Consider the following 17,040-nt stretch of genomic DNA (forward strand, 5'->3'; position numbering starts at 1 on the left):
TCATGTGGCTACAACACCTATCTCTCAAAACTTTTCGTAACTACAAAGAGACGAAAATAGACTTTAATCCTAAATTAAATATCTTTTTAGGACGCAATGCACAAGGAAAAACAAATATGTTAGAGGCTATCTATTTTCTAGCCTTAACACGTAGCCATCGAACTCGAACAGATAAAAATCTCATTCATTTTGATGAGGAACAACTTCATCTTTCAGGTCTCGTTCAGAAAAAAAATGAATCCATTCCCCTCGAAATCGAACTAACACAAAAAGGACGTGTGACAAAAGTTAATCACTTAAAACAGGCACGACTTTCAGATTATGTAGGACACATGAATGTTGTCTTATTTGCTCCTGAAGATTTACAACTAATTAAGGGAGCACCTTCGGTTCGACGAAAATTTATTGATATGGAGCTTGGGCAAATTAAGCCAATCTATTTATCAGATTTAACCAATTATAACCATATTCTTAAGCAAAGAAACACTTATCTAAAATCAGCTCAAACAATAGATGAAACCTTCCTTTCAGTACTAGATGATCAGCTAGTTGATTATGGATGTCGTGTGATGAATCACCGCCTAGATTTCATAAAAAAACTAGAGCATTTTGGTCGCAAGAAACATTTTGAACTCTCTAATCAGATTGAAGAGTTGTCAATATCCTATCAATCTTCTGTAAAGATAACTGACAAAGAAGACTTATCAGAATCTTTCAAAATTGCTTTAGAAAAAAGTAGATCCAGAGATTTATTTAAAAAGAATACTGGTGTCGGTCCTCATCGAGATGACATTTCTTTTTATATAAATGGGATGGATGCTAGTTTCGGAAGTCAAGGTCAACATCGTAGTCTCGTCCTCTCGATAAAATTAGCAGAAATCAAATTAATGGAAAGCATTACTACAGAATCTCCAATATTACTGCTTGACGATGTTATGAGCGAACTTGACAACACTAGACAACTAAAATTATTAGAAACGATTTCTCATTCAATCCAAACCTTTATCACAACAACAAGCTTAGATCATCTTCAAAATCTGCCAGAAAATCTAAGTATCTTCACTATTCAGGATGGTAAAGTTTTTGTAAATTAAAATTGACAACATTGTAAAAGAACTCCTGTTTCCACGGGAGTTCTTTCCATTGTTTTTACATAGAATAATTTGGTGCTTCATTAGTAATTTGTACATCATGAGGATGGCTTTCTTTCAAACCAGCACCAGACATTTCAATAAATTGAGCATTATCATGCAACTCTTTAAGGTTAGCTGCACCACAGTAACCCATACCAGAGCGAATACCACCAATCATTTGGAAAACAATATCAGCTGCCGCTCCTTTATAAGCAACACGACCTTCAATTCCTTCTGGAACAAGTTTATTTGCTTCATTGACAGAACCTTGGAAGTAACGATCGCTTGAACCTTTCTTCATAGCAGCGATTGATCCCATACCACGGTAAGTCTTGAATTTACGTCCTTGGAAGATTTCAGTTTCGCCTGGAGCTTCATCAGTTCCAGCAAACATAGATCCAAGCATAACAGCATTTCCACCAGACGCAAGTGCTTTTACAATATCTCCAGAATACTTGATTCCACCGTCAGCAATGATCGTTTTACCATATTCACGTGCAACAGCTGCAGCATCATAGATAGCTGTTACTTGTGGAACACCAACACCTGCAATCACACGAGTAGTACAGATAGAACCTGGTCCAATACCAACCTTGACAACGTCTACGCCTGCTTCATAAAGGGCACGTGCACCTTCAGCAGTAGCAATATTTCCAGCAATCAAAGTACGATCTGGGAAGTGAGCACGAATCTCAGCAATTTTACGTAAGACACCTGCAGAATGACCATGTGCAGTATCAATAACAATCGCATCCGCTCCTGCCTCAAAAAGAGCCTCTGCACGTTCAAATGTATCTGAAGTAACACCTACTGCGCCTGCAACTAGAAGACGACCAAACTCATCTTTAGCGGCATTTGGAAACTCAATAACTTTTTCAATATCTTTGATAGTAATCAAGCCAGAAAGACGACCTTCTTCATCTACCAAAGGAAGTTTTTCAATACGGTGCTCTTGAAGAATACTCTCAGCTGTTGCAAGATCTGTACCCACAGGAGCAGTAACAAGATTTTCACTTGTCATATGATTTGAGATTGGTTGGTTATAGTCTGAAATAAAACGAAGATCTCGGTTTGTCAAAATACCAACCAATTTACGATTTTCAAGTGTTTCAACAACTGGAACACCACTGATACGGTAACGACCCATAAGCTCATCTGCTTCAGCAATTGTATGTTCAGGCGTCAAGAAGAAGGGATCAATAATAACTCCATTTTCAGAACGTTTTACCTTACGAACCTCGTCTGCTTGTTGAGCAATTGACATGTTTTTATGGATAACTCCGAGACCGCCTGCACGAGCAATAGCAATAGCCATTTGACTCTCTGTAACTGTGTCCATGGCAGCGGTAATAATTGGGATATTTAAAGTCAGATTATCTGCCAATTTAGTTGTTAAATCTGCATCGTTAGGCAACACATGACTTTCAGCTGGAATAAGCAATACATCATCAAAGGTAAAACCTTTTTTCAAAAATTTAGTGTCCCAATTAGACATTCGAAGTTTCCTCTTTTCTTTCTTTTTGAGCTTGACTCTTTTTATATTGTATCTATCATACCATTCTATAAAAATTTGTCAAATGTTACAGGGGTAAATAAAAAACTATCTTTTCTTTGAGATAGAAATGATAGTTTCTTGTAAAATAAACTTAGTTAAAGTAATGAAGTCCCATTGCCCCTTTAACCTCAGATAGGGTTTGACCCGCAACTTTACGCGCTCTTTCACTACCTTTTTGAAGCATATTATAAACTTCTCCCATATCCTTAGCAAATTCGATACGACGCTCACGAATAGGACCCAGTTCACGTTCTAATATTTCAAGTAGATAACGCTTGGTCTTCACATCACCAAGACCACCTCGTTGATAATGTTCTTTCATGTCAGCAATTTCTTGAGCATCTTCTGGGCGACCAAAAACATCTAGATAATGGAAAACCATATTGCCCTCAATCTTACCTGGATCTTCCACCCGAATATGATCTGGATCTGTATACATACTCATCACTTTTTTACGCAAAGTATCCGCATCATCAGCTAAATAAATACCATTATTGAGTGATTTAGACATTTTAGCATTTCCATCTAAACCAGGCAAACGCCCTGCTCTCTCATTTTCTGGATAAATACCTTCCGGCTCTACCAAGACATCACAGTTATATGCATTGTTAAAAGAACGAACAATTTCACGAGTTTGCTCAATCATTGGTTTCTGATCTGTCCCAACAGGAACATAGTTAGCCTTGAAAGCTGTGATGTCAGCTGCTTGAGCTATTGGATAGACCAAGAATCCTGTCGGAATGCTTTCTCCAAATCCTTTCTGAGCAATTTCTGTCTTGACAGTTGGATTACGCTCCAGACGTGCTAATGAAACCAGATTCATATAATACATAGACAACTCAGCCAACTCTGGAATCTGGCTTTGAATAAAGATAGTTGATTTACTTGGATCCAATCCAACTGCAAGGTAATCCAAAGCCACATTTCCGATAGACTCTACAATGGTTTGAGGATCTTTGGCATGATCTGTCAAGGCTTGTTGGTCAGCCAAGAACACAAACATATCATACTTATCCTCTTCCTGTAATAATACTCGATTTTTGAGACTTCCAACATAATGTCCAATATGCAATTTTCCTGTTGGACGGTCTCCTGTTAAAATAATGGGTTTAGTCATTTTATTCTCCTTCGATATGGTCCCTTCAATTATAGCATTTTTTTAATGAAATAACCGCAATTTATCAAAATAAATCAACCTTGCTATTTACGGATTTGCGTAAAGTATGCTGTAAATTTAATTTACACAAAATTGACAGATAAAAATTTGAATATTTCCGTATTTTCTAGTAGAATAAATATATTACACATATAGGAGAAAAACATTGCTTACAGTATCTGATGTTTCACTACGTTTTAGTGATCGCAAACTTTTTGATGATGTCAATATCAAATTTACAGAAGGAAATACTTATGGATTAATTGGTGCTAATGGTGCCGGAAAATCAACCTTTTTAAAAATTTTAGCCGGAGATATCGAACCTACTACTGGTCACATCTCTCTTGGTCCAGATGAACGTCTCTCTGTTCTTCGTCAAAATCACTTTGACTATGAAGATGAACGTGCTATTGATGTTGTTATCATGGGAAATGAAAAACTTTATAGCATCATGAAAGAGAAAGATGCCATCTACATGAAGGAAGATTTCTCAGACGAAGATGGAGTGCGTGCTGCCGAACTTGAAGGAGAGTTTGCCGAGCTTGGAGGCTGGGAAGCAGAAAGTGAAGCCTCTCAACTACTTCAAAACCTAAACATTCCAGAAGAATTGCACTATCAAAACATGAGCGAATTGGCCAACGGTGAAAAAGTAAAAGTTCTCCTAGCCAAAGCACTTTTTGGTAAACCAGATGTTCTTCTCTTGGACGAGCCTACCAACGGTTTAGACATCCAATCTATTACTTGGTTAGAAGACTTCTTGATTGACTTTGATAACACAGTTATCGTAGTATCCCACGACCGTCACTTCTTAAACAAAGTATGTACTCACATGGCCGACCTTGACTTTGGAAAAATCAAACTCTATGTCGGAAACTACGACTTCTGGAAGGAATCTTCTGAACTCGCTGCTAAATTGCTAGCAGACCGTAATGCCAAAGCAGAAGAAAAAATTAAGCAATTGCAAGAATTCGTAGCTCGTTTCTCTGCTAATGCTTCTAAATCAAGACAGGCAACATCACGTAAGAAAATGCTTGATAAGATTGAACTTGAAGAAATTGTACCATCTAGTCGTAAATATCCATTTATCAACTTTAAAGCGGAACGTGAGATTGGTAATGATCTCTTGACAGTAGAAAATCTAACTGTAAAGATTGATGGTGAGACTATTTTAGATAATATCAGCTTTATCTTGCGTCCAGGTGATAAGACAGCGCTTATTGGACAAAATGACATCCAAACGACTGCATTAATTCGTGCAATCATGGGAGACATTGACTATGAAGGAACTGTCAAGTGGGGAGTGACCACTAGTCAATCTTACCTGCCAAAAGATAACTCGGCAGATTTTGCAGGAGGAGAGTCAATCCTTGACTGGTTGCGTCAATTCGCAAGTAAAGAAGATGATGACAATACTTTCCTACGTGGCTTCCTCGGCCGTATGCTCTTCTCTGGAGATGAGGTTAACAAACCTGTCAACGTCTTGTCAGGGGGGGAAAAAGTTCGTGTCATGCTTTCAAAACTCATGCTCTTAAAATCAAATGTTCTTGTCCTCGATGATCCAACCAATCACTTGGACTTAGAATCTATCTCAAGCTTGAACGATGGATTGAAAAACTTTAAAGAATCAATCATCTTTGCCAGCCATGACCACGAGTTTATTCAAACTCTAGCTAACCATATCATTGTCTTGTCTAAAAATGGCGTCATTGACCGTATCGATGAAACCTATGATGAATTCCTAGAAAATGAAGAAGTACAAGCAAAAGTTAAAGAACTTTGGAAAGACTAAAAAAATTCAAAACTCAGTTGGGTTAACCAGCTGAGTTTTCTAACATTTTATGAGGTAACATGAAATTATTTTTTAAAACATATTGGACCTATTTTGTTTCTTTCATCATTCCCATAATCATTATGATAGGAGTGTATCTATCTCAAGGTATCTACTGGAATAGCGATACATCTCCACTATTAGGAGATGGGTTTCATCAATACGTTATTTTTGATATAGCTCTAAGAAATATCCTACATGGAAATGGTAGTTTGTTCTACACCTTTACAAGTGGCCTCGGATTGAATTTCTATGCCCTATCTAGTTATTACTTAGGTAGTTTCCTTTCACCACTAGTTTACTTTTTTGATCTAACTAATATGCCAGATGCTGTCTATCTGACAACTCTCTTAAAATTTGGATTGATTGGACTGTCAACTTACTTTAGTTTAAATAAATTATTTCAATCGATTCCTAAGCCTTTAAAACTAGCTTTATCTAGTTCCTATGCTCTGATGAGTTTCACAGTTAGTCAACTAGAGATAAAAACCTGGATAGATGTTTTTATCTTGATTCCTTTAATTATAACTGGTTTACAGCTACTTATCACTGAAAAGAAATTCCTATTGTACTTTACAAGTCTGTCAATTTTGTTTATTCAAAATTATTATTTTGGCTATATGACAGTATTGTTTCTTATTTTCTGGTATCTCTGTCAAATTTCTTGGGACTTTAAAACTCGAAAATCATCTGTTCTTGATTTTGTTGTGACCTCCTTTTTAGCTGGTATGGCTAGTTTGATTCTGACTCTTCCTACTCTGTTTGATTTACAGACACATGGGGAAAAATTGACTGAAGTTACAAAGTTTCAAACTGAAAGTAGCTGGTATCTTGATCTCTTTGCTAAGCAATTCATCGGTTCCTTTGATACAACCAAGTATGGGGCTATTCCAATGATTTTTGTTGGACTACTTCCCTTTATTTTGACTATTTTATTTTTTACGCTGAAATCCATTAAGTTTCACGTGAAACTTATCTATGCAATCTTCTTTGCATGTCTAATTGCAAGCTTTTATATTGAATCTCTTGATTTATTTTGGCAAGGCATGCATACTCCAAACATGTTTTTACATCGCTATGCTTGGATTTTCTCTACCTTGTTAATTTACACAGCAGCGGAAGTCTTAAATCGTCTGAAAGAAATTAAAATCTGGAATTTTTTAGTTTCGCTTTTTCTTATAGTAACAGGATTTTTAGCTACCATCTATCTAAAATCACATTATTCTTTTTTAACAGATTTGAATATTCTACTGACTCTTGAATTTTTGGTTGTCTATTCTCTTTTACTCCTTGCAGTTATCAAAAAGTTTATCTCTGTAAATCTATTTGCCATTCTAATCTCTTTATTTATAATGGTTGAAATAAGTTTAAATGCTTCATCTCAAATAGACGGAATTGCTAAGGAATGGGGATTTGCTTCTCGAAGTGCATATAATCGAGATATCCCAGCTATGGAATCTTTCTCAACATATATTGGAAATCAATTTACTCGTACTGAGAAACTAGAGACTCAGACAGGAAATGACAGTATGAAATTCAACTACAATGGAATCTCTCAATTTTCATCTGTTCGAAATCGTTCAGCAAGCTCTACTTTGGATAAACTTGGGTTTAAATCCTCTGGGACTAATCTCAATCTCCGCTATGCAAATAATAGTATTTTGGCTGATAGTTTATTTGGTATCCAGTATAATATCTCAGACAGTCCTATTGATAAGTATGGTTTTAAAGATATCTATCAAAAAGATAATCTTACCCTATATGAAAATCAATTCTCTCTTCCGATTGCCTTTGCTAGTCAGTCTGTTTACAATGATGTCAAGTTCAATGAACACACTTTGGATAATCAAGCCTCGTTTTTAAATCAACTTGCCAACGTCAATTTTGATTATTTTTCTCCAATTCCTTATGACAAAACAGAAAATACTAATGATTTGATTAGTGTTACAAGTTCTTCAAATGAGGATGCAGCAATCCAGTATCAAATTGAGGTTCCCGAAAACAGTCAAGTTTATCTTTCTTTCACAAACCTTCACTTTTCTAATGACAAACAAAAAAAGGTTGACATTCTTGTAAATGGAGAAAAGAAAACTTTTACAACTGATAATGTCTTCTCCTTCTTTAATCTAGGCTATACAAAAGATACAAAAACTTTTAATATTCATGTTAGTTTCCCTGGAAATTCACAAGTATCATTTGAATCTCCTACCTTCTACCGTTTAGATACCCAAACTTTAACTGAGGCAATTCAAAAAATTAAAGAACAACCTGTCACAGTATCAACTTCTAAAAACAATGTTTTTGCTACATATGATGTCCAACAAGATACATCTATTTTTTTCACTATTCCTTATGACAAAGGTTGGTCTGCCTACCAAGATGATAAGAAAATAGAAATGAAACAAGCTCAAACTGGCTTTATGAAAGTTGACGTTCCTAAGGGAAAAGGAACTATTACACTTTCCTTTATTCCCAATGGTTTTATTACTGGAGCAATCTGTTCCTTTACTTCTCTTTTACTATTTGGAATCTATAATCACAAACGAAAATCATCTAAGACATAAAAAAATCGACCAGTTGGTCGATTTTTTTAATCTTCTTCCATTTTCTTAGGTTGATAGGCTAGCATACCTAAACAAATAAATAGTACTAATATAACGGCAAGGAAAATAACTTGATGATGAATATTTCCTGTCATAGAGATTGTTTGTCGTAATCCCGAAACTGAATAACTCATTGGTAACCAGGGATTAATAGCTCTAAAGAAATCATTTGTCAAGGCAAGTGGATAAGTACCTGCACTTGATGCTAACTGTAATAAAAGCAAGATAAGAGAAAAGAAAGCTCCTATACGACTATTCCATGTTGTTAAAGCGGTCACCATGGACATGAATACTAAACTTGTTAGGATAATGAGAATAAATGTTCTCATCTCATGATTTGCAGTTAAACCAATAAGATGAACTCCTCCATATACCAAAATTCCTGCTAAAACAGCTATAATACCATTTATTTCTGCTCGAGATTTCAACCAAGCCCAACGGCTCTCTGGATGACGTCCTGAAGGCAACTTCGCAAAGATCATATTCGTTGATATTGCTGCAACAAAGAGAGCAACTGATATCATATAAGGAGCCATTGCAATTCCATTTACAGGAACTTGGTCATTGTCAGTTTTGGATAGACTGAGAGGATTTGACAAAATCTCTGCATTTTTAGATTCTGTTGATGCTGACTTGAGTTGATCACTAGCATTACCTAATCCTTGTCCCAAAGAAGCAACTCCTATCTGTAAACCTTCCAATCCAGAAGTTAACTTTGTTCCACCTTCTGCTAGTTTCCCAGCTCCATCTGCCAATTTATTAGCTCCACTTTCTAATTGAGAAGCACCTGAAAGTAACTGACTGGATTTGTCAACTAGTTGGCTAGAGCCTGACTGCAATTTATCAACTCCTGCTATCAATTCTTGACTCTTTTGATTCAATTGGTTAGAGCCAGTTGATAATTTTTCAATCCCAGACACTAATTCTGGAGTTTTTTCAACTAATTGACCAACTCCTGCTGTCAAGTTAGAAGATTTTTGTGTCAAGGTGTTTGAGCCTGAAACTAGTTGATCCAAACTACCTGTCAAGGTGGCATTTTTTTCACTTAGTTGACTTGCGCCCTGAGAAACTTTATCAACACCTGTAGTATATGTATTTACACCTGATGCAATCGACTGACTAGCAGGAACTAATTTACTAGTAACAGCTCCTTGTATCTCTGTTAATCCACTTGACAATCCTGTCAAAGAAGTAGAAGCAAGCGGTAATACTTGATTAGCTTGATTTTTTAAAGTCGAAAGATTAGAAGATTGATTTTGTAAGTTTTCTAAACTTCCCTGTAAACCTTGTACTAAAGTTACAATTGACTGAGCAGATTGAATACTATCAGTTGAATTTTGAGATACAGAAGCACTTATCTCAGCTTGTTGCTCACTTGTCAATGATTGATAAGCTGCTGTCGATTGAATATTAGCTAATGTAGTCGCTTTATCAGACTGAGCACGTGCTAACATTTGATTAGAAAGAGATACTATACTTGATAAAACAGAATCTAATTGTTTTGTATCTCCAACATCAATATTTTGAATAGCTTGATTTAACTGATTCAAACCAGAAGATAATTGATTAATTTGATCTTTTTGCTCAGACGAAGCATCTAACTTGCTAGAAAGTTGTTGAATTCCTTCACTTAATTGCTCCACACCCATTCGAAGTGTAGCTGATTGATTAGATAACTGATTAGCACCTGTTGCAAGATTTCCCACACCATTTGTATAGGCACTAACACCAGATGAAAATTGATTAAGACCAGCATTAAGCTGAGAAACACCGCCAGTATAGGATTCTACACCAGTATATAACTGATTGATTCCTCTTACTAATTCAGGACTTTTAGAAGATAATTGACCTAATCCGCTATCTAATTGACTCACTGCACCAGTATATGTAACTAAACCACTATTAAAATTCCCTAAGCCAAGATGAAGTTGTTCGACACCAGAAACATAAGCAGATAATCCTTTAGTAAACTGCTCCGTTCCATTTGAAAAGGTTAAACTTGAAGCTGCTAAAGAGTGTAGGTTAGTAGTTAATGTTTGACTTCCTGTCACTAACTGATTCGCTCCATCAGTTAATTTTTCACTACCAGAAGCTGCTTGACTCATGCCATCCTTTAAATCAATCATTTTGTTAAATAAGGCTTTAGTATAGGTCTCAGTTACATTTGTAGAAACATTCTGCTTCAATTGTGTCATCGCAGAATCGCTCATCTTGCTGGCAATAAAGCTATGACCACTTGAAGTCTGATAATCAATTTGCATTTGCTCTGGATGATCCGTTAAAATAGAAGCTGCTTTTTCAGATAAATCACTGGGTAAAGTCACTACCATATAGTAATCTCCATCTTCCAATCCCTTCTTTCCTTCATCTTCATCCACGAAATGAAAATCCAAGGTTTTATTTTCTTTTAAATTGGACACCATGTCTTTTCCTATTGCCATAGTATTACCATTATAGGAAGCCTCTTTATCATTATTGACAACTGCCACAGGTAAGTCAGACAATTGACCATACGGATCCCACATTGAGGACAAAAATATAATATTGTACAGAGCTGGAATAAGAGAAATCCCTATCATGACAATAATAAAGGTTGGTTTTTTAAAAATTGCTTTCCATTCTTTAAACATAGTTTCTCCTTTTTTACACATATTGTCTAAAATTTTGATATAATAGATTATACATTAAAAAATCTAAATTATAAGATAAAAAATCTATTTTTAGACATATAGTCTAATTTGTTTATAAGGAGAAAATATGCAAGAAAGTAACAAACGCTTAAAAACAAAGCGAACTATTGAAAATGCTATGGTACAATTACTGATGGAACAGCCATTTGATCAAATTTCTACTGTAAAGTTAGCAGAAAAAGCCAGAATTAGTCGTTCCAGCTTCTATACTCACTATAAGGATAAGTATGATATGATTGAGCATTATCAAAGCAAGCTATTTCATACATTTGAATATATTTTTCAAAAACATGCTCATCACAAAAGAGACGCTATTTTAGAAGTCTTTGAATATTTGGAATCAGAACCACTTCTGGCTGCCCTTCTTTCTGAAAATGGAACCAAAGAAATCCAAAATTTCTTACGAAATAAACTTCATATCATGCTCAGTACAGATTTACAAAAGCGATTTATGCAACTGAATCTCAATACAACTGAATTAGAATACAGTAGCATCTATCTAACTCATGCACTTTTTGGTGTCTGTCAAACTTGGATTGCACATGGAAAAAAAGAAAGTCCTCAAGAAATAACAGATTTCCTTATGAAGATGCTTGGTGATACAAATTGATACAAAAAGAGGAACACAGTTGTGTTCCTTTTTATCTATACTCCGCCAGTAGGACTCGAACCTACGACATCATGATTAACAGTCATGCGCTACTACCAACTGAGCTATGGCGGATAAAATAGTCCGTACGGGATTCGAACCCGTGTTACCGCCGTGAAAAGGCGGTGTCTTAACCCCTTGACCAACGGACCTTCTATCTGTAGCAGATATAACCATTATATCAATTTCTTACTAATTGTCAATCACTTTTTAGATTTTTTCTCTAAAATATCTTTTAATTTTCTAATTTTTAATCTTGAAATAGGACAACGATGATCTTCATAGAAAACAATTTCTAGGTTTTTTCGATCAATCTCTCTAATATTGCCTATATTTACCAAAAATGACTTATGAGGAGAATAAAATCGCTGAGTATGTTTGTCCTTTTCCTGAATATCTGTCATGGTACCGTAAAACTCTTTGGCAAAATTCTTACCAATAATACGTAATTTATGAGAGACTCCTGTCGTTTCAATATACAAAATATCATGGTAAGGGATTTTTAAATCATTTCCCTTGTAATTGTAGTCAAAATAATCCACCACATCTTCATTTTCAAGTAACATACTCTTCGTGTAAAAGATATTTTGCTCAATTCTCTTCTTAAACATCTCATCGTTGATATCCTTATCAACAAAATCTAGGGCTGATACCTGGTATTTATAGGTTAGAGTCGCAAACTCTGATCGACTGGTGATAAAGACGATAATAGCGTAAGGATTGTAATGACGAATGAGCTGAGCCACTTCAAATCCCTTTTTCTCAATTCCATGAATATCAATATCTAGGAAATAAAGCTGATTTACTTCATCGTTTTCAATGTATTCTTCAAATTCACGGACTTTTCCTGTTGTCTTGTATGATATTGGAATATTCGATTCTTTCGAAATTTCATCCAATATTCTCTCTAGTCTCACTTGATGTTCAATAACATCTTCTAAAATTAAAACTTTCATTCAAATTCCCTCTTAAATCTAATAATTTGTCTAAATGTACTGCCTTCCATCTCTGTTTCTAAAATAATATTGTTGTACTTATCTAGTAGTTCTTTCACATTATTTAATCCTACCCCGCGATTTCTTCCCTTAGTGGAGAATCCTAAAGCAAATAGATCTCCTGAAGGAGTCATCGTCATTTTACATGAATTCTGAATCACAATAACTGTTTCAGTTTCCATCTTAATAACTGCTACTTCCATCTGCTTTTTATAGCTATCAGCCGATCCTTCGACAGCATTGTTCAATAAAACGCTCATGATACGAACCAAATCCAATAGTTCAATTGGGAGCTTGGTAATCGTATCTTTTACTTCCAGTGTAAACTCTACACCATTATTTCGAGCATAGACAATAGACTGAGCAACCAAACTTCGTAAAGCTGAATCTTCTATGTTGTTCAAATCAAAGTAAGTGTACTTATCTGAACGCAATTTATGATTTGCTTTGACCAAAACTTCATTGTAAACTCTGTCAATTTCCTGTAAATCACCACTGTCAATTGCCATCTGCATACTGACAAGCATTCCAGCATAGTCATGTCGAAAACCACGGATTTCATTATACAGTCCGACAATTTCATCTGTATAATTCTGTAAATGTTTCTGTTCAAATTTCTTCTGCTTCAAAGCAATCTCTTTTTCCATTTGTTCTTTATGCGAATTCATTGCAAAGAAGGTCAAAAGGAGAGAAATAAAGACAATAGATGACAAGATACTTCCAAAACTATTCAAATGTTTAATCGTACTTACTATATCTGAAACGAAAGATAAAAGATGTAACAATAGTAAAGCAAAAAATACTTTTTTCAAGAAAGGATAAAGGTAGTCCTTGTCAAAATAGGTTAGTTCTAAGTGGAAATAATGAATGATTTTTAATATAACAACATAAGTCAACACCGTTACAACGAAAAAGAATGGGAAATGATATTGTGAAACAAAATTGTCTCCTGTTATAGAGGAGAAAGTTACGGACAGAAAGTTATGAGTGCTCTCATATAAAAGAGATAGTAGTAAACTTAGGAATAGTCCTCTATCCCTCTCATACTGTTTCATCCATCGAAAATAGGAATATAAGCCCAAAGGAAATAAAAATCTTTCAATCCCTATTTTATCTAAATATGGAAGATAAAAGGAAAGTTCAAGTACTGCTTCTACTAGTAATGTATAGATACCAAAAACATATAGTTCTTTTCTATTTATTTGACCTTTACAAATTAAACGGTAACTGTGACTAATAATTAAAAAATGAACAATAACTGTCCCAAATCCAAGTAAATCCATTACTCTTTCTCCTTATTTTATTACTTTTTTCGTAGGAAAAGAAAATCAAGGATGATTCTTGAAACCCTACTTTCCCCACCTCGAATCTCCTGCAAGTCTTTTTCCTTCAAGGCTACAAACTGTTCCAATTTAACTGTGTTTTTCATAATAAAATCTCCTAAAATGTTTTTTTCTTGTAAGCTAACTTACAAAAACCATTATACAAAATGGAATTTCATTTTAGATAAAATTCTCTCAACTGTCATTTTTTTCTCCCCAAGTGTACTTTTTTAAGAAAAAAGCCGGGAAAATTCCCAGCTTTGCTACTATATTGATCCCAGCAGGATTCGAACCTGCGACCGTTCGCTTAGAAGGCGAATGCTCTATCCAGCTGAGCTATGAGACCTAACACAATTATTCTACCAAAAATTCAATTAAAAGTCAATTCTCTATTTATGATAGGGTGATCCCTGCTGAATCGTAAAAGCGCGATAGATTTGTTCAACAAGAACTAGTCTCATTAACTGATGGGGCAAGGTTAAACGGCCAAAGCTGACAGAAAGATTGGCTCTCTTTTTTACAGCTGATGATAATCCTAAACTCCCTCCAATGATAAAGGTAAGAGTAGAAAATCCTTTTATAGAAGCTTCTTCTAAATTCTTACTAAATTCTTCCGAGGAGAAAGTTTTCCCTTCAATGGCTAACACAATAACAAAATCACGGTCACCAACTTTTGATAAAATTCTCTGACCTTCTATTTCTAAAATCTTTTGATTTTCTGATTCACTGGCCCTATCTGGTGTTTTTTCATCTGCTAACTCAATCATTTCAAGTTTAGCAAATCGAGAAATTCGTTTTGAATACTCTGCAATACCATCTTTTAAATACTTTTCTTTCAGTTTCCCAACTGTTACAACTTTAATTTTCATGACTCTATTCTAACATATTCTCTATTTTTTCACATCTTATTCACAAAATAAAAAATAGATTTCAATTGAGAAAATCACAGTTTTAAAAGAGTTATCCACAGTTTGTGTAAAACTTTTTGTGTTTAAGTTATAATTAAGCTAGTCAGTTTATACTTTCAGTAATTCAAAAATATGGAGGCAAATATGAAACATTTAAAAACATTTTACAAAAAAGGGTTTCAATTATTAGTCGTTATCGTCATTAGCTTTTTTAGTGGAGCCTTGGGTAGTTTTTCAATAGCTCAACTAACTCAAAAAAGTGGTGTAAGTAGCTCGAACAACAATAGCACTATCACACAGACTGCCTATAAAAACGAAAATTCAACAACGCAGGCTGTTAATAAAGTAAAAGATGCCGTTGTATCCGTTATTACTTATTCAGCAAATAGACAAAATAGCGTATTTGGCAATGATGAGACTGATACAGATTCTCAACAAATCTCTAGTGAAGGATCTGGGGTTATTTATAAAAAGAATGATAAAGAAGCTTACATCGTCACCAATAATCACGTTATAAATGGTGCCAGCAAAGTAGATATTCGTTTGTCAGATGGGACTAAAGTACCTGGAGAAATTGTCGGAGCGGACACTTTCTCTGATATTGCTGTCGTCAAAATCTCTTCAGAAAAAGTGACAACAGTAGCTGAGTTTGGTGATTCTAGCAAGTTAACCGTAGGAGAAACTGCTATTGCCATTGGTAGCCCGTTAGGTTCTGAATATGCAAATACTGTCACTCAAGGTATCGTATCTAGTCTTAATCGAAATGTATCTTTAAAATCTGAAGATGGACAAGCCATTTCTACAAAAGCCATCCAAACTGATACTGCTATTAACCCAGGTAACTCTGGTGGCCCACTGATCAATATTCAAGGACAGGTTATCGGAATTACCTCAAGTAAAATTGCCACAAATGGAGGAACATCTGTAGAGGGCCTTGGTTTTGCAATTCCTGCAAATGATGCTATCAATATTATTGAACAGTTAGAAAAGAACGGAAAAGTGACACGCCCAGCTTTGGGAATCCAGATGGTTAATTTATCTAATATAAGTACAAGCGACATCAGAAGACTCAATATTCCAAGTAATGTTACATCTGGTGTAGTTGTTCGTTCTGTACAAAGTAATATGCCTGCCAATGGTCACCTTGAAAAATACGATGTGATTACAAAAGTAGATGACAAAGAGATTGCTTCATCAACAGACTTACAAAGTGCTCTTTACAATCATTCTATCGGAGACACCATTAAGATCACTTACTATCGTAACGGTAAAGAAGAAACTACATCTATTAAACTTGACAAGAGTTCAGGTGATTTAGAATCTTAATTGACATCTATGTAAAGAAAGCTTTACATAAGAGAAAAGATATGTTAGTGTAGAATCATGGAAAAATTTGAAATGATTTCTATCACGGATATACAAAAAAATCCCTATCAACCTCGAAAAGAATTTGATGGAGAAAAACTAGATGAACTAGCACAGTCTATCAAAGAAAATGGACTCATTCAACCGATTATTGTTCGTCAATCTCCTGTGATTGGTTATGAAATCCTTGCAGGAGAGAGACGCTATCGGGCTTCACTTTTAGCTGGTCTAAGGTCTATCCCAGCTGTTATTAAACAGCTTTCAGACCAAGAGATGATGATCCAGTCCATTATTGAAAATTTGCAGAGAGAAAATTTAAATCCTATAGAAGAAGCACGCGCCTATGAATCTCTCGTAGAGAAAGGATTTACCCATGCTGAAATTGCAGATAAAATGGGCAAGTCTCGTCCATATATCAGCAACTCCATTCGTTTGCTTTACTTGCCAGAACAGATTCTCTCAGAAGTAGAAAATGGCAAACTATCACAAGCACATGCTCGTTCGCTAGTTGGGTTGAATAAGGAACAACAAGACTATTTCTTTCAACGGATTATAGAAGAAGATATTTCTGTAAGGAAGTTAGAAGCTCTTCTGACAGAGAAAAAACAAAAGAGACAGCAAAAAACGAATCATTTCATACAGAATGAAGAAGAACAGTTAAGAAAACTACTCGGATTAGATGTAGAAATCAAACTTTCTAAAAAAGATAGTGGAAAAATCATTATTGCTTTTTCAAATCAAGAAGAATACAGTAGAATTATCAACAGCCTGAAATAAGGCTGTTCTTTTATTTTTTTATCTCACAAGGTTATCCACTATATTTTTCAATAAAAAGC

13 protein-coding genes and 3 tRNA genes are annotated in these 17,040 nt (G+C 35.0%); 6 read left to right on the forward strand and 10 right to left on the reverse strand.

Going from position 1 to position 17,040, the window contains the following annotated elements; all coding sequences use genetic code 11:
- Positions 1-2: 2 nt before the first annotated feature.
- Positions 3-1,094 (forward strand): DNA replication/repair protein RecF, encoded by a 1,092-nt coding sequence (gene recF / locus HT696_RS05310; RefSeq protein ID WP_173283414.1) that lies wholly within the window; start codon positions 3-5, stop codon positions 1,092-1,094.
- Positions 1,095-1,149: 55 nt separating this feature from the next.
- On the opposite strand, the gene guaB is transcribed toward recF, so the two are convergent.
- Both guaB and trpS read right to left on the reverse strand, forming a co-directional pair.
- A complete protein-coding gene (guaB, locus tag HT696_RS05315) occupies positions 1,150-2,628 on the reverse strand; it encodes an IMP dehydrogenase (RefSeq protein ID WP_138704650.1) in 1,479 nt (492 codons plus the stop codon).
- A 151-nt stretch (positions 2,629-2,779) separates the two neighbouring features.
- Positions 2,780-3,805 carry a tryptophan--tRNA ligase gene (gene trpS, locus HT696_RS05320; protein ID WP_138704651.1) on the reverse strand — a complete coding sequence of 342 codons (1,026 nt, stop codon included), beginning with the start codon at positions 3,803-3,805 and terminating at the stop codon, positions 2,780-2,782.
- Between the two features lie 205 nt (positions 3,806-4,010).
- Here trpS and HT696_RS05325 point away from each other — a divergent pair, with 205 nt between their 5' ends.
- Both HT696_RS05325 and HT696_RS05330 read left to right on the forward strand, forming a co-directional pair.
- Positions 4,011-5,633, forward strand: coding sequence for an ATP-binding cassette domain-containing protein (locus HT696_RS05325; protein WP_173283415.1), 1,623 nt, complete (start codon positions 4,011-4,013; stop codon positions 5,631-5,633).
- Positions 5,634-5,692: 59 nt separating this feature from the next.
- Positions 5,693-8,236, forward strand: coding sequence for a YfhO family protein (locus HT696_RS05330; RefSeq protein WP_173283416.1), 2,544 nt, complete (start codon positions 5,693-5,695; stop codon positions 8,234-8,236).
- A gap of 26 nt (positions 8,237-8,262) precedes the next feature.
- Here HT696_RS05330 and HT696_RS05335 read toward each other — a convergent pair whose 3' ends face one another.
- The gene (locus HT696_RS05335) at positions 8,263-10,905 is read right to left on the reverse strand and encodes a YhgE/Pip domain-containing protein (protein WP_173234348.1); all 2,643 of its coding nucleotides are present in this window, start codon (positions 10,903-10,905) and stop codon (positions 8,263-8,265) included.
- Between the two features lie 127 nt (positions 10,906-11,032).
- On the opposite strand from HT696_RS05335, the gene HT696_RS05340 reads away from it, so the two are divergent.
- Positions 11,033-11,575 (forward strand): TetR-like C-terminal domain-containing protein, encoded by a 543-nt coding sequence (locus tag HT696_RS05340; protein ID WP_119941849.1) that lies wholly within the window; start codon positions 11,033-11,035, stop codon positions 11,573-11,575.
- Between the two features lie 40 nt (positions 11,576-11,615).
- Here the strand turns inward: HT696_RS05340 and HT696_RS05345 are convergent.
- From HT696_RS05345 to rlmH, 7 genes are all read right to left on the reverse strand, one after another.
- A tRNA-Asn gene (locus HT696_RS05345) sits at positions 11,616-11,689 on the reverse strand.
- A gap of 5 nt (positions 11,690-11,694) precedes the next feature.
- Positions 11,695-11,766, reverse strand: a tRNA-Glu gene (locus HT696_RS05350).
- A 51-nt stretch (positions 11,767-11,817) separates the two neighbouring features.
- Complete coding sequence (gene comE / locus HT696_RS05355; protein WP_000866064.1) at positions 11,818-12,570, reverse strand: competence system response regulator transcription factor ComE; 753 nt, start codon at positions 12,568-12,570, stop codon at positions 11,818-11,820.
- Positions 12,567-13,892 carry a competence system sensor histidine kinase ComD gene (gene comD, locus HT696_RS05360; protein WP_164226121.1) on the reverse strand — a complete coding sequence of 442 codons (1,326 nt, stop codon included), beginning with the start codon at positions 13,890-13,892 and terminating at the stop codon, positions 12,567-12,569. Before comD ends, comE begins: the two co-directional genes overlap by 4 nt.
- A 20-nt stretch (positions 13,893-13,912) precedes the next feature.
- The gene (gene comC, locus HT696_RS05365) at positions 13,913-14,038 is read right to left on the reverse strand and encodes a competence-stimulating peptide ComC (RefSeq protein ID WP_112445417.1); all 126 of its coding nucleotides are present in this window, start codon (positions 14,036-14,038) and stop codon (positions 13,913-13,915) included.
- Between the two features lie 165 nt (positions 14,039-14,203).
- A tRNA-Arg gene (locus tag HT696_RS05370) sits at positions 14,204-14,277 on the reverse strand.
- A 43-nt stretch (positions 14,278-14,320) separates the two neighbouring features.
- Positions 14,321-14,800 carry a 23S rRNA (pseudouridine(1915)-N(3))-methyltransferase RlmH gene (gene rlmH / locus HT696_RS05375; protein WP_112445415.1) on the reverse strand — a complete coding sequence of 160 codons (480 nt, stop codon included), beginning with the start codon at positions 14,798-14,800 and terminating at the stop codon, positions 14,321-14,323.
- 183 nt (positions 14,801-14,983) lie between these two features.
- Between rlmH and HT696_RS05380 the strand changes: the two genes are divergently transcribed.
- Positions 14,984-16,165 carry a S1C family serine protease gene (locus HT696_RS05380; RefSeq protein WP_112445413.1) on the forward strand — a complete coding sequence of 394 codons (1,182 nt, stop codon included), beginning with the start codon at positions 14,984-14,986 and terminating at the stop codon, positions 16,163-16,165.
- A gap of 57 nt (positions 16,166-16,222) precedes the next feature.
- Positions 16,223-16,981, forward strand: a complete 759-nt coding sequence (locus HT696_RS05385; RefSeq protein WP_112445411.1) for a ParB/RepB/Spo0J family partition protein — start codon at positions 16,223-16,225, stop codon at positions 16,979-16,981.
- Positions 16,982-17,040: the final 59 nt, after the last annotated feature.

The sequence above is a fragment of the Streptococcus sp. 9903 genome, assembly GCF_013276625.1.
GTDB lineage: Bacteria > Bacillota > Bacilli > Lactobacillales > Streptococcaceae > Streptococcus.